Annotated in this window: 9 protein-coding genes; 8 read left to right on the top strand and 1 reads right to left on the bottom strand. The window is 62.8% G+C overall.

Features of this window, described 5'->3' with window-relative positions; all coding sequences use genetic code 11:
* Positions 1-38: 38 nt before the first annotated feature.
* From AK81_RS16985 to AK81_RS16970, 4 genes are all read left to right on the top strand, one after another.
* Positions 39-1,475 (top strand): TolC family outer membrane protein, encoded by a 1,437-nt coding sequence (locus tag AK81_RS16985; RefSeq protein WP_043200597.1) that lies wholly within the window; start codon positions 39-41, stop codon positions 1,473-1,475.
* Positions 1,472-3,640: a type I secretion system permease/ATPase gene (locus AK81_RS16980; protein WP_043200595.1), complete on the top strand. Its 2,169-nt coding sequence runs from the start codon at positions 1,472-1,474 to the stop codon at positions 3,638-3,640. Before AK81_RS16985 ends, AK81_RS16980 begins: the two co-directional genes overlap by 4 nt.
* Positions 3,637-4,821, top strand: coding sequence for an HlyD family type I secretion periplasmic adaptor subunit (locus AK81_RS16975; protein WP_043200593.1), 1,185 nt, complete (start codon positions 3,637-3,639; stop codon positions 4,819-4,821). Before AK81_RS16980 ends, AK81_RS16975 begins: the two co-directional genes overlap by 4 nt.
* A gap of 204 nt (positions 4,822-5,025) precedes the next feature.
* Positions 5,026-5,931 carry a chemotaxis protein gene (locus tag AK81_RS16970; protein WP_043200590.1) on the top strand — a complete coding sequence of 302 codons (906 nt, stop codon included), beginning with the start codon at positions 5,026-5,028 and terminating at the stop codon, positions 5,929-5,931.
* Positions 5,932-6,115: 184 nt separating this feature from the next.
* On the opposite strand, the gene AK81_RS16965 is transcribed toward AK81_RS16970, so the two are convergent.
* Positions 6,116-7,873, bottom strand: a complete 1,758-nt coding sequence (locus AK81_RS16965) for an anti-phage dCTP deaminase (RefSeq protein ID WP_081042086.1) — start codon at positions 7,871-7,873, stop codon at positions 6,116-6,118.
* 212 nt (positions 7,874-8,085) lie between these two features.
* Here AK81_RS16965 and AK81_RS16960 point away from each other — a divergent pair, with 212 nt between their 5' ends.
* The 4 genes from AK81_RS16960 to AK81_RS16945 all read left to right on the top strand — a co-directional run bounded on the left by AK81_RS16960 (position 8,086) and on the right by AK81_RS16945 (position 13,681).
* Positions 8,086-8,394, top strand: a complete 309-nt coding sequence (locus tag AK81_RS16960; RefSeq protein ID WP_050491899.1) for a hypothetical protein — start codon at positions 8,086-8,088, stop codon at positions 8,392-8,394.
* Positions 8,391-9,125, top strand: a complete 735-nt coding sequence (locus AK81_RS16955) for a YkgJ family cysteine cluster protein (RefSeq protein ID WP_043200587.1) — start codon at positions 8,391-8,393, stop codon at positions 9,123-9,125. The genes AK81_RS16960 and AK81_RS16955 overlap by 4 nt, the downstream gene beginning before the upstream one ends.
* Before the next feature lie 303 nt (positions 9,126-9,428).
* Positions 9,429-10,592 carry an efflux RND transporter periplasmic adaptor subunit gene (locus tag AK81_RS16950; RefSeq protein ID WP_043200585.1) on the top strand — a complete coding sequence of 388 codons (1,164 nt, stop codon included), beginning with the start codon at positions 9,429-9,431 and terminating at the stop codon, positions 10,590-10,592.
* Positions 10,589-13,681 carry a multidrug efflux RND transporter permease subunit gene (locus tag AK81_RS16945; RefSeq protein WP_043200583.1) on the top strand — a complete coding sequence of 1,031 codons (3,093 nt, stop codon included), beginning with the start codon at positions 10,589-10,591 and terminating at the stop codon, positions 13,679-13,681. The genes AK81_RS16950 and AK81_RS16945 overlap by 4 nt, the downstream gene beginning before the upstream one ends.
* Positions 13,682-13,687: the final 6 nt, after the last annotated feature.

The raw sequence follows: 13,687 nt of genomic DNA, 5'->3' as shown, positions 1-13,687 counted from the left end.
TGCCCGGCGGCAAGGACGACCAGCAGTAAGGGAACTATGTGAAGCGAAGCAGTCCGCTGTCACCGCTGTTGCTGGGAGCCTTCGGGCTCCTGGCCCTGAACTTCCACCCGGCTGCCCAGGCAGCCGATGATATAGACCCCCAACTGCGCCAGATCGGGCCATCGCTGCTACGCGATGCGCCCGAAGCGGTGCCCGCACGCCCCCCCACCGGCATGGCCCCGGTCGCCAGTGGCGAGCGGCTGGGGCTGACCGACGCGGTGCTGCAGGCCGCGCAATGGCACCCGAGCATCGCCGAAGCCATCGGCAACCTCTACAAGCAGGGCGAAGGCATCAACGTCGCCCGCGCCGGGTATTACCCGCAGATTTCCGGCGGTATCCGCACCGGTTATGACACCGGTTATGGCGGCGACCGCAACAGCCAGGCCCTGAACCTGTCGCTAAAGCAGATGCTCTACGACTTCGGCAAGGTCGACAGCGCCGTCAACGCCGCCCAGGCTGCCGCCGCCCGCGCCCAGGCCAACATCCTGCTGGTGGTCGACGAGCTGGCGCGCGACACGGCCTACGCCTGGATCGAAACCCGCCGCTATGAACAATTGATGACCATTGCCCGCGACCAGATCCGCGGGGTGGGCGACATTGCCGGCATGGCCCGCCAGCGCAGCGACATGGGCGCCAGTACCCGTTCCGACGTGGTGCAGGCCGAGTCCCGTGTGGAAAGCGCCCGCGCCACGCTTGAGGAATACCAGTCGCAGTACGAGCGCTGGCGTTCGACCCTGGCGGCACTGATGGGGCGCATCACCCCACCGGCGCTGGCCGAGGATTCGCCAGCAGCGCTGAACCAGGCCTGCAAGCGGCCCTCGCAAGGCGATGACCGCCTGCCTGCCGTGCTGATGGCCCTGGCCCAGCGCGCTCAGGGCCAGGCCGAGCTGGCCCAGGCCAAGGCCGAGGCCTACCCGACCCTGTCGTTGCAACCACAGGTCAACCACTACCTGGACAACGACTACAACCGCGACAACTCACGCATGGACCGCACCCAGGCGGGCATCTACCTGAACGTCGAGGTGCCCATCTATCAAGGGGGTGCCATCAGTGCCCGCAGCCGCGCAGCCGGTCACGCCCTGACCGCCGCCGACTCCGCCGAAGACGCGGCCCGCCTGCAAGCCCGTCGTGGCCTGGCCGAGGCCATGGCACAAACCTCCGGGCTGGGCCGCCGACTGACTTCGCTGGAAGCGCGCCAGGTCAGCATCCAGGAAGCACGCATGCTTTACGGCCGCCAGTACCTGGACCTGGGCACGCGGCCGCTGCTCGACCTGCTCAACGCCGAGCAGGAGATCTACCAGTCACGCTTCGAACTCGCCGGCACCCGCTCCGACCTGCTGCGCCTGGATGTCGACTGCCTGTACAACACCGGCGCCCTGCGCACGGCCTTTGGCCTTGAGGGGCGCAACCTGCAAGGGGTGGAGATCCAGCCATGACCGATTCGATCAATGTGACCCTGCCTGAACAACCCACTGCCCCAGCGGCCGAAGCGCCTCATCGACCAGACCTTGGGCCTTGGCTGGAAGTGATGCTGCAGGTAGCGCACCACTACCGCCTGGACGTGTCGCCCCAGCGTATTCGCCTGGCCGCCGTCGAGGATGCCCGCCCGCTGGACGAGATCCTTCGCCACATGGCGCGCCAGGCCGGCCTGGCCCTGCGCTTCGTGCGCTTCGATGCCAAGGGGTTGCGACAGTGGCGTACACCGCTGGTGCTGGAACTGGATGACGGCCAGCTGGCGGTGGTCGAGTCGGTCACCGAAGAGGACGACCTGGCGGTGGTGTTCGCTGGCGACCAGGGCCTGACCTCTCGCCTGCCCCGCGACACCCTCAAGGGCCGCATCAACCGCGTCGCCCTGCTGCGCCCGGCACGGCCGCTGCGCGATGTGCGCACCGATGACTACACCGCGCCCTACGACCGCCACTGGTTTGCCCGCATCGTGCTGCGCGACCTGCGCCCCTATGGGCAGGTGATGGTCGCCTCGCTGGTGGCCAACGTATTGGCCCTCGCGGGGGTTCTGTTTTCGATGCAGGTGTACGACCGGGTGATCCCGGCCGAGTCGCTGCCAACCCTGTACGTGCTGTTCGGTGGCGTGGTGCTGGCGCTGGTGTTCGACTTCAGCATGCGCCTGTTGCGGCTGAAGGTGACCGACCTGCTCGGCAAACGCGCCGACCTGCGGGTGAGCGACCTGGTCTACGGGCATGCCCTGCGCCTGCGCAACTCGGTACGGCCGAAGTCCACCGGCTCGTTCATCTCGCAGCTGCGCGAGCTGGAATCGATCCGCGACCTGATCACCTCCAGTACCGCCACGGCCCTGGCCGACCTGCCGTTCTTCCTGCTGTTCCTGTTCGTATTCTGGCTGATCGGCGGCGTGCTGGTGATCATCCCGCTGGTTGCGCTGCTGGCCATGGTGTTGCCCGGGCTGCTGGCACAACGGCGTCTGGCCAGGTATGCCAACGCCTCGATGCGTGAATCGGCGCTGCGCAACGCCATGCTGGTGGAAAGCATCCAGGGCCTGGACGAGATCAAGGCACTGCAGGCCGAAGCACGCTTCGAGCGGCAGTGGAACCAGTACAACGCCGCCTGCGCCCACACCAACCTGCGCCTGCGCACCCTCACCAATGGCCTGGTGACCTGGACCCAGAACGTGCAGGGCGCGGTGTTTGCCGTGGTCATCGTGGTCGGCGCACCGATGGTCATCGCCGGCGACCTCACCACCGGTAGCCTGGTGGCGGCGTCGATGCTGTCGTCACGGATGATGGCGCCACTGGCGCAGCTGACCCATGTGCTGACCCGCTGGCAGCAGGCCAAGGTGGCCCTGCAAGGGCTGGACAAGCTGATGCAGTCACCGGTCGACCACCCCGAAGGCGAAGCCCGCGTGCACCTGCCGGCCATTCGTGGCGAGTACCGCCTGCGCCAGGCCAACTTCCGCTACAGCGAGGAGTCCCCGCCCGTACTGAACATCGGCCAACTGGATATCCAGCCGGGCGAACGCATTGCCGTCCTCGGGCGTAACGGCGCCGGCAAGTCGACCCTGCTGCAAGCCCTGGGAGGGGCCATGGACCTGGTGCAAGGCGAGGTCAGCCTGGACGGCATCGCCATGGGCCACCTCGACCCTGCCGACCTGCGCCGTGACGTGGGCCTGCTGCCACAGTACGCGCGCTTGTTCCACGGCACCCTGCGGGAAAACCTCACCCTCGGCGCCGGCCAGGCCAGCGACCAGGAACTGGTGGCCGCACTGGCTGCCACGGGCGCGCTGGACTTTGTCCGCCGCCTGCCCAAGGGCATGGACCACCTGATCCTGGAAGGCGGCCTGGGCTTGTCTGGCGGCCAGCGCCAGGCCCTGGTGCTGTCGCGCCTGCTGGTACGCCAGCCGCAAGTACTGCTGCTGGACGAACCGACCGCGTCGCTGGACGACATGACCGAGCGCAAGCTGCTGGATAACCTCGAACGCTTCTGCCAGGGCCGTACCCTGGTGATCGCCACCCACCGCCTGAGCGTGTTGCAACGGGTCGACCGCATCCTGGTGCTGGACGGCGGGCGCATCGTCATCGATGACACCCGCGATGCCGCGCTGGCCAAACTGCAAGGAGCCCAGGCATGAGCAACCATGAACTCCCGGCCTCCTACCTGGATGGGCAGGACGACCAGGCGGTGTTCCGCGCCGGCCGCATCATCACCATCTGTGCCTTGATGCTGGCTGCATTCCTGGCCTGGGCCGCCTGGTTCGAGGTGACCGAAGTGTCCACCGGCACCGGCAAGGTAATCCCCAGTTCGCGCGAGCAGGTGATCCAGTCGTTTGAGGGCGGCATCGTTGCACAAATGAGCGTGGCCGAAGGCGACCTGGTCGAGCGCGGCCAGGTGCTGGCCCAGCTCGACCCGACCAAGACCGCCTCCAGTGTCGGCGAGAGCGAAGCCAAGTACCGCGCGGCAAAGGCCAGCCAGGCCCGCCTGCAGGCAGAGGTGACCGGCAAGCCGCTGAAATTCCCGGAAAGCCTGCGCGACTCACCCGACCTGATCGACGCCGAAACCGCGTTGTACCAGACCCGCCGCCGCGGCCTGGAGCAGACCCTGGCGGGCATCCAGGACTCGCTGCAACTGGTGCGCAGCGAGCTGAAGATCACCGAGAACCTGGCAAAGATGGGCGCCTCCAGCCGGGTCGAAGTGATTCGCCTGAACCGCCAGCGTTCGGAGCTGGAGCTCAAGGCCAACGAGGCGCGCTCCGACTACCTGGTGCGCGCCCGGGAAGAACTGGCCAGGGCCAGTGCCGAGGCCGACAGCCTGTCGGAAGTGGTCCGCGGGCGCAGCGACTCGCTGACTCGCCTGACCCTGCGCTCGCCGGTGCGTGGCATCGTCAAGGACATCGAGGTCAACACCTTGGGCGGCGTGGTGCAGCCCGGTGGCCAGGTGATGAAGATCGTGCCGATGGACGAACGCCTGCTGATCGAAACCCGCATCGCGCCGCGGGACATCGCCTTCATCCACCCGGACCAGGCGGCCAAGGTCAAGATCAGTGCCTATGACTACTCGGTGTATGGCGGGCTGGAAGGCAAGGTGGTGGGTATTTCGCCGGACACCCTGCAGGATGAAGTGAAACCGGAAATCTATTACTACAGGGTGTTCATCCGTACCGAGCAGGACAGCTTGCAGAACAAGGCCGGCAAGCACTTTGCGATCGTGCCGGGGATGATTGCCACGGTGGATATCCGCACCGGGGAGAAGACCATCCTCGATTACCTGATCAAGCCGCTGAACCGGGCCAAGGAAGCCCTGCGCGAACGCTGACCCGGGGCCGAACACACATTCCTTGTGGGAGCGGGCATGCCCGCGAACACCGGCGCAGCCGGTGCCATATACCGCGTCGTCTGCTTCGCGGGCTTGCCCGCTCCCACAGGGGACCGAGCGCTCCCAGGGTCTGTGCAAAATACCTAAAGCCCAGCCTGAACAGGCCGATAACCGGTTATCCCCTGTTCCCCACCGAAGGTCACCATGGCCACGCAAAATGCCCGCGCGGACTCGTTGTCCCTGCTGCTGTTCACCCTGCGCAGCGGCAAGTTGATGGCAATCAACCTGCTCAAGGTCAGCGAAATCATCCCCTGCCCGCCGCTGACCAAGCTGCCGGAATCGCACCCCAACGTGAAAGGTGTAGCGACCCTGCGTGGCCATTCGCTGTCGGTCATCGACCTGTCACGTGCCATTGGCGAACAGCCACTGGCCGACCCGTCCGGCGGCTGCCTGATCGTCACCGAGATCAGCCGCTCGCGCCAGGGCCTGCATGTGCAGGCGGTGAGCCGCATCGTGCATTGCCTGAGCACCGACATCAAACCGCCACCCTTTGCTTCGGGCAACCGCTCGTTCATCACCGGCGTGACCCGGGTCGACAACGCCCTGGTGCAGGTGCTGGACATCGAAAAAGTCATCCACTCCATCGCCCCACCGGTGGCCGAGGCGCCCCACGGCACCTTGGGCGAAGAAGACGCCAGCCTGCTGGCCGCCGCCAATATCCTGGTGGTGGACGACAGCCAGGTGGCCCTGCAGCAGTCGGTGCACACCCTGCGCAACCTGGGCATCGAATGCCACACCGCGCGCAGCGCCAAAGACGCCATCAACGTGCTGCTGGAGCTGCAAGGCACCGCGCAGGAGATCAACATCATCGTCTCCGACATCGAAATGAGCGAAATGGACGGCTACGCCTTCACCCGCACCCTGCGCGAAACACCCGACTTCCAGCACCTGTACGTGCTGCTGCACACCTCGCTGGACAGCGCCATGAGCAGCGAGAAGGCAACCCAGGCCGGGGCCAATGCCATCCTCACCAAGTTCTCCTCGCCAGAGCTGACCGATTGTCTGGTGGTGGCTGCACGCACCGTGGTGTTCGCCGAGCGGGAACGCTGACGAAGAACACACAGAGAGGTACATACCTCTCTGTGTAAAGTCTCAACGCTTAGGTTGCATGCGTAACTGGGCGGGCTCTGCCGACTTATCAGACCTAAAAGGGGCCTTCAAAGCCTCCTGTTTCCAAGTAGGCCATTGCTCGACTTTTTTACGGCAATCGTCAAGATAACGAAGAAAATCTTGCTTAGCCCCGCTCATCTGATTTCTCCTTCAAGTATGTTGACAGCATCGTACTTGCTATGGCCTCTCTCTCTATGTATGAGCAAGGCAGCATTTGGGTGCGCAATTTAGCATCTGCTTCTGTCCAGTCAACCGTTTGCCCTTCATCTGTCTTACGAATGACAGGATAGCCACTTCCCAGATTTGTTGAAAAAAGATCAAAAAATCTCCTGGGTCCTACGCCCATAAAGGGTTCAAAAAGTACTCCGCTTGCACCTTCAGCAGTAGAAATTGCGTCAGAATGAAATTGGAGCGCCTTACTCTTGGGATACGGCTCCACGTAAATGACACGCTTGATGCCGGCGGCGATCATATGTTTTGCACAATTATGGCAAGGGAAAGTCGTGCAATACAGCTCACTGTCCATCACGCTGATACCTGACCGACTGGCGGAAAGCAAAGCTTCCATTTCAGCATGAACGACCCTCCCATACTCAGTAATGTCTTTAATTGTGGATTTTCTTATAAGCGGCGCTAACGTATCACGAAGAGCCTCAGGTAATATCCTGACAATCTCATCAATAATAATTTTTTTCTGAGCAGCGTTCGAGTCTTCACCACGCATATAATCACGACCATCATCGCTGTCTACAATCGCATGCGATGCATTTTTGTAGGGCCAATACAGACCACCTCCTGCTTTTGGCACATCGTTCGCTCCGGTCGCGACGATGCAGTGATTCCTAGCGACTACCGCTCCTACCTGACGCGAGAGGTCGCCAGACCTAAGCGATGAGGAAAATGCCATAAACATTGCATACTCATCGAAAGTTGGAGTGATATAGGGCCGACCAAAGAGCAGATCCAGCACTCTCCAAATCTGCATCTTTAGAGCATCGTGATTACCATTATAACTTATGAAAAAGTCAGATAAGTGATAGGTATCCCTTGTGTGCTGGCCGTACTCATCGCTTTCGTTTTCATCGCGGGAAATCAAATCTGCTGCTTGGGATTTCGTCAGCCGTAAATCCTGGACCAGGTAGTTATGTCGACGCTCGTGATCTGCATGCACACCAATTAGAAAAAAACCACCCGCATAGATTTTTCGTAACCGCTGCACCTCGTGCGGGCTCTTCAACGAATTGATTAGATAGGCATTTCTTCGGGGGGCGTTCTCCGCACGCCTTCTCCCAATAACCGCCGCTGCACCCAGGGCAAGAACCGAGTTATCCTTACATTTTTTGCGCAGCCTATTACCTTCAGTCATGAACCCATCAATACGCTCATACTCATCGCCAGCAGTCGGCTCATCGCCCAGCATTGCAATTACGTCGGAAGAAATCTTGATCTGGTCGGTGCAGTAGTGGAATGCTTTCAAACGCTCGCTAATAAGTTGCGAGACAATTCTCAAATCAGTACCTACGGCACCGACCAGCCCTATCACCAACTCAGAATCCGAGTACGAATCGTCCAGGAAGGAGGTATTATCGGCGAACACAGCCTCAGACAAATGCTTTATGGCCTCATCAGCGGCAAACGTGACAGTCTCAGATTGCGGCCCTTCCTCCATACCCAAAATATCCCTAATTAGCCGCTCCAACTCGTCCGCTGCCGCCGATTTCCCTTGAAACCAGAAATTTTTCGTCGTCGGATACCAACTCAACACCCCGCCACTATTGGATCTGAATTGATACTGATTTTGGTTTAACTGCTTCCAAACGCCGGCAGAGTCGAGCTGTACCAACTTATTTCGCAGATCCTCGTAACTCCCGTCAAATTTCATCCCCCAGTCCTCAAAGCGATATTTACGGTATACAATCCCCCTTGAACTTATAGCTCGCAACCCATTGAAATCAAGGCAGGAGCTTCGGATAATTGTTGGAGTTTAGATCTACAGAAACAAGGTGCAAAAATTCTTATTTCTCTGTAGGAAATTTTCACTTGCACCTGGAGGTCGCAAAGGCATAATCCCCATATTTGCAAATGGTCACTATCATGATCCGCGTGGTTTGCTTCCTGATTTGTGCTTTCCCGATTTTGTCAGCCCAGGCCTCTAGTACCCAGGCCTGGAACGAGCAGCGCCAACAGATGCTCAAGGCCTGCCTGGCCGCCAGCCAGTTCAAGGATGCCCACGCCCGCGGCAAGCCCGCCGAGTTCGATGACCAGGTCGGCATGAGCGCCCTGCTGGTCGAAGGCGTCTACCCCCAGAAGCACATGCAGCAGCGCACCGGCACCGAGCTGTGCCTGTACGACCGCCAGCACCAGCGTGCCTTCGTCAGCGAGTGGAGCCCGGAAGCCAAGTGACCGACAGCTTGCGATTCGGCTGTACCGGCTGCGGCAAGTGCTGCACCGGGCACCATGTGCCGTTGACCCTGAATGAAGCACGCCGCTGGGCAGACGCAGCCGGCCAGGTGGTGGTGCTGATCGAGGCGTTCGTCACCGATGGCCCTGGCATGCCGGCAGAGCAGCGCGAGCATGTATTGCGCCGCTCTCATCCCGTGCACTGTGGCGACGGCGAGGCACGCGTGTCAGTGACCTTTGCCGCGTTCAACCCCGGGCGCTGCCGCAACCTCGACGACAACGACCTGTGCACCATCTACGATGAGCGCCCGCTGGTCTGTCGCATCTACCCCGTGGAAATCAACCCGCACATTCCACTGCGCCCGGACAACAAGGATTGCCCGCCGGAAGCCTGGCAGCAAGGGCCGGAACTGATTCACGGCACGCAACTGGTCGATGCCGAGTTGGAGGCGCTTGTACAAGCCTCGCGGCAGGCCGACCGGGACGACATTGCCGCCAAGGTGGCGGTGTGTCAGGCGCTGGGCATGACCACCAGTGCGCTCAAGGGCAATGGTTTTACCGCCTACCTGCCAGACATGGGCGCGTTTGCCACGGCCCTGGCGCAGGTGCAGGGGGATGACGGGGGGCAGTGGACTTTGCATGTGCAGGATGAAGCGCTGGTCGACAGCTTGCAGGGGCTTGGTTTGCGCACCACCAGCGAAACCCCGGTGTACTACGCCTTTATCGGTTTCTAGCCTGACTGTCAGGTTGCAGGATTTGCACGGCCTTTGTGGGAGCGGCCTTGTGTCGCGAAAGGGCCGCAGAGCGGCCCCTGGATTGTTGCTGTCATGCTGATATTGCTGGGGCCGCTTTGCGGCCCTTTCGCGACACAAGGCCGCTCCCACAAAAAGCGAGACCGCACATGGTCTGAATAGCATGTATCTGCCCCGAAACTGACAGCGCTGTCAGCCAGCGGTCACGCTGCCGACCCGGTTCGGGGGCTATAAGATTGGTACAGACCACCGTTTCCCTCCCTTCTGGCCAAGGTGCCCGCACCGATGCGACGTCCGTCCCGCTCTGTCCTCCTCGCCGCCCTGGCGCTCCTGGCCCTGGTGGTAGCAGGCTTCTGGTTCAGCCAGCGCCAACCCGCACCGGCCGCCCGCGCGCAAACCGCCGTGCCGGTGCGTGTGGTCAGCGTCGCCCAGCAGGACGTGCCGCGCTATGCCAGTGCCATCGGCTCGGTGTTATCGCTGCACAGCGTCGAGGTGCGGCCACAAGTCGAGGGGATACTCACCCAAGTGCTGGTCAAGGAAGGCCAATGGGTCAAGGAAGGCGACCTGCTCGCCACCCTCGACGACCGTAGCATCCGCGCCAGCCTCGACCAGGCCCGCGCCCAGCTCGGCCAGAGCCAGGCACAGATCCAGGTGGCCGGCGTCGACCTCAAGCGCTACCGCCTGCTCAGCAGCGATGACGGCGTATCGAAGCAAACCCTCGACCAGCAACAGGCGCTGGTCAACCAGTTGCAAGCCACGGTCAAGGGCAACCAGGCCGCCATCGCCAATGCCGAGGTTCAGCTCTCCTACACGCAGATCCGCTCCCCGGTCACCGGGCGCGTCGGCATCCGCAATGTCGACCCTGGCAACCTGGTGCGCACCAGCGACACCCAGGGCCTGTTCAGCGTCACCCAGATCGACCCGATTGCCGTGGAGTTCTCCCTGCCGCAGCAGATGCTGCCAACCCTGCAAAGCCTGCTCAAGGCGCCCAGCCCGGCGCTGGTGCAGGCCTACATGGACGCCGACGGCGAGCGTAGCCTGCTGGGCGAAGGCCACCTGGCGCTGATCGACAACCAGATTTCCGCCACCACCGGCACCGTGCGGGTAAAAGCCGAATTCGACAACAAGGACGGCCGTCTGTGGCCGGGCCAGCTGGTCACCATTCGCCTGCGCACCGCCGTGGAAGAAAACGCCCTGGTGGTGCCGCCGCCCGTGGTGCAACGGGGCATCGACGGGCACTTCGTCTACCGCCTGGACGGCGACAAGGTCACCAGCGTGCCGGTCAAGGTGCTGTACCAGGACAGCGGGTTGAACATTATTGCCGGGGTCAAGCCGGGCGATCGGCTGGTACTCGACGGCCAGTCGCGGATCAAGCCAGGCTCGCAGGTAGAAGTTACTGCCGATGCCCCCGCAGCATCGGAAATGGCTGACCGCCGGAGCCAGCCATGAACACGCGCAACGGCGTTTCCGCCTGGTGCATCGACCACCCCATCGCCACCCTGCTGCTGACCTTCGCCCTGGTGCTGCTGGGGGCCATCGCCTTCCCGCGCCTACCAGTGGCGCCACTGCCTGAGGCGGACTTCCCGACCATCCAGGTCACTGCCCAGCTACCCGGCGCCAGCCCGGAAACCATGGCCTCGTCAGTGGCGACGCCCCTGGAGGTGCAGTTCAGTGCCATCTCCGGCATGACCCAGATGACCAGTAGCAGTGCGCTGGGCTCGACCACCCTGATCTTGCAATTCACCCTGGACAAGAACATCGACACTGCCGCCCAGGAAGTACAGGCGGCGATCAACACTGCCACTGCGCGCCTGCCGCAAGACCTGCCCAACCCGCCAACCTGGCGCAAGGTCAACCCGGCCGACAGCCCGGTGCTATTACTGACGGTCAGCTCCAAGCAAATGCCAGGCAATGACCTGAGCGACTACGCCGAAACCCTCCTGGCCCGCCAGCTGAGCCAGATCGACGGGGTCGGCCTGATCAACATCACCGGGCAACTGCGCCCGGCGATTCGCGTGCAGGCGCAACCGGAGAAGCTAGCCGCCATCGGCCTGACCCTGGCCGACCTGCGCCTGGCCATCCAGCAGACCAGCCTGAACCTGGCCAAGGGCGCGCTGTACGGCGAGCACAGCGTGTCGACCATCGCCGCCAACGACCAGCTGTTCCACCCCGAGGATTACGCGCAACTGATTGTCTCGTACCGCGACGGCGCCCCCGTGCACCTCAAGGACGTGGCCAAGGTGATCAACGGCGCCGAAAACGCCTACGTCAAGTCCTGGTCCGGCGACCAACAGGGGCTGAACCTGGTGATCTTCCGCCAGCCCGGCGCCAACATTGTCGATACCGTGGACCGGGTGCTTGCTGCCCTGCCGAAGCTGCAAGAGATGCTCCCGGCCTCGGTCGAGGTGTCGGTGCTGCAGGACCGCACCCAGACCATTCGCGCTTCGCTGCATGAAGTAGAGCTGACCCTGATGATCGCCGTGGCCTTGGTGATCGGGGTCATGGCGCTGTTCCTGCGGCAATGGTCGGCGACCTTGGTGGTGTCCAGCGTGCTCGGCGTGTCGCTGATCGCCACGTGCGCACTGATGTACGTGCTGGGATTCAGCCTGAACAACCTTACCCTGGTGGCCATCGTCATCTCGGTGGGCTTCGTGGTGGATGATGCCATCGTGGTGGTCGAGAACATCCACCGCCACCTGGAGGCCGGCGACGACAGCCGCACGGCGGCGCTGAAGGGCGCCGGAGAAATCGGCTTCACCGTGGTGTCGATCAGTATCTCCTTGATTGCCGCCTTCATTCCGCTGCTGTTCATGGGGGGCGTGGTCGGTCGGCTGTTCAAGGAGTTTGCCCTCACCGCCACCGCCACCATCCTGATTTCGGTGGTGGTCTCGCTGACCCTGGCGCCCACCCTGTGCGCGCTGTTCATGCGCCGACCGCCGGGCGACCACAAGGGCGGCTTTGGCGAGCGCCTGGTCAAGTGGTACGAAAAGGGCTTGAACCACGCCCTCGCCCACCAGCGCCTGACGCTTGGTGTGTTTGGAGTGACCCTGGCACTGGCGGTGGCAGGTTACGTGGCTATCCCTAAAGGTTTCTTCCCGCTGCAGGACACCGGCTTGATCCTTGGCACCAGCGAAGCCGCAGCGGATGTTTCGTACCCGTCGATGATCGAGAAGCACCAGGCGCTGGCCAGGATCATCGAGGCAGACCCTGCCGTGCGCGCGTTCTCCCATTCGGTGGGCGTTACCGGCAGCAACCAGACCATCGCCAACGGCCGCTTCTGGATCGCCCTCAAGCCACGTGGTGAGCGCGACGTGTCGGCCAGCGAGCTGATCGACCGGCTGCGGCCCAAACTTGCCCAGGTGCCGGGTATCGTCCTGTACATGCGCGCCGGCCAGGACATCAACTTAAGCTCCGGGCCTTCGCGTACCCAGTACCAGTACGTGCTCAAGAGCAACGACGGCGAGGCGTTGAACCTGTGGACCCAGCGCCTGACCGACCGCCTGCGGGAAAACCCGGCGTTGCGCGACCTGTCCAACGACCTGCAATTGGGCGCCAGCGTCACCCGCATCGAAATCGACCGCCAGGCCGCAGCGCGTTTCGGCCTGACCACCACCGACGTCGACCAAGCACTGTACGACGCCTTCGGCCAACGGCAGATCAGCGAATTCCAGACCGAGACCAACCAGTACAAGGTGATCCTTGAGCTGGATGCGCGCCAGCGTGGCAAGGCCGAGAGCCTGAACTACTTCTACCTGCGCTCGCCACTGACCAACGAAATGGTGCCGTTGTCGGCCGTGGCCCACGTGGCGCCGCCCAGCACCGGTCCGCTGTCGATCAGCCATGATGGCCTGTTCCCGGCGGCCAACCTGTCGTTCAACCTGGCCCCCGGCGTGGCCCTGGGTGATGCGGTGAGCATCCTTGATCGTACCCAGCGCGAGCTGGGCATGCCCGACTCCATCAGCGGCAACTTCCAGGGCGCGGCCCAGGCCTTCCAGAGCTCGCTGTCGAGCCAGCCGTGGCTGATTCTGGCGGCGCTGGTGGCGGTGTACATCATCCTGGGTGTGCTGTACGAAAGCTTCGTCCACCCGCTGACAATCATCTCCACCCTGCCCTCGGCCGGCCTGGGCGCGCTGATACTGCTGTGGGCCATGGGCCAGGACTTCAGCATCATGGGGCTGATCGGCGTGGTGCTGCTGATCGGTATCGTCAAGAAAAACGGCATCCTGCTGATCGACTTCGCCCTTGAAGCCCAGCGCCATCATGGCCTGACACCGGAACAGGCGATTCACCAGGCGTGCCTGACGCGCTTCCGGCCGATCATCATGACTACCTTGGCGGCCTTGCTGGGCGCGGTGCCGCTGATGTTCGGCTTTGGCACCGGCGCCGAGCTGCGCCAGCCATTGGGCATTGCGGTGGTTGGCGGCCTGCTGGTGAGCCAGGCCCTGACGCTGTTCACCACCCCGGTCATATACTTGGCCCTGGAGCGCCTGTTCCACCGCCGCAAGGCTGCCCATGCGGCAGCGCCAAGTGCCAGCTAGGACAAG

The sequence above is a fragment of the Pseudomonas putida W15Oct28 genome, from assembly GCF_000708715.2.
GTDB classification, from domain to species: Bacteria; Pseudomonadota; Gammaproteobacteria; order Pseudomonadales; family Pseudomonadaceae; genus Aquipseudomonas; species Aquipseudomonas putida_R.
The sequence above is the reverse complement of the archived record's forward strand: the minus strand, read 5'-3'. Positions and strand labels throughout refer to the sequence as shown.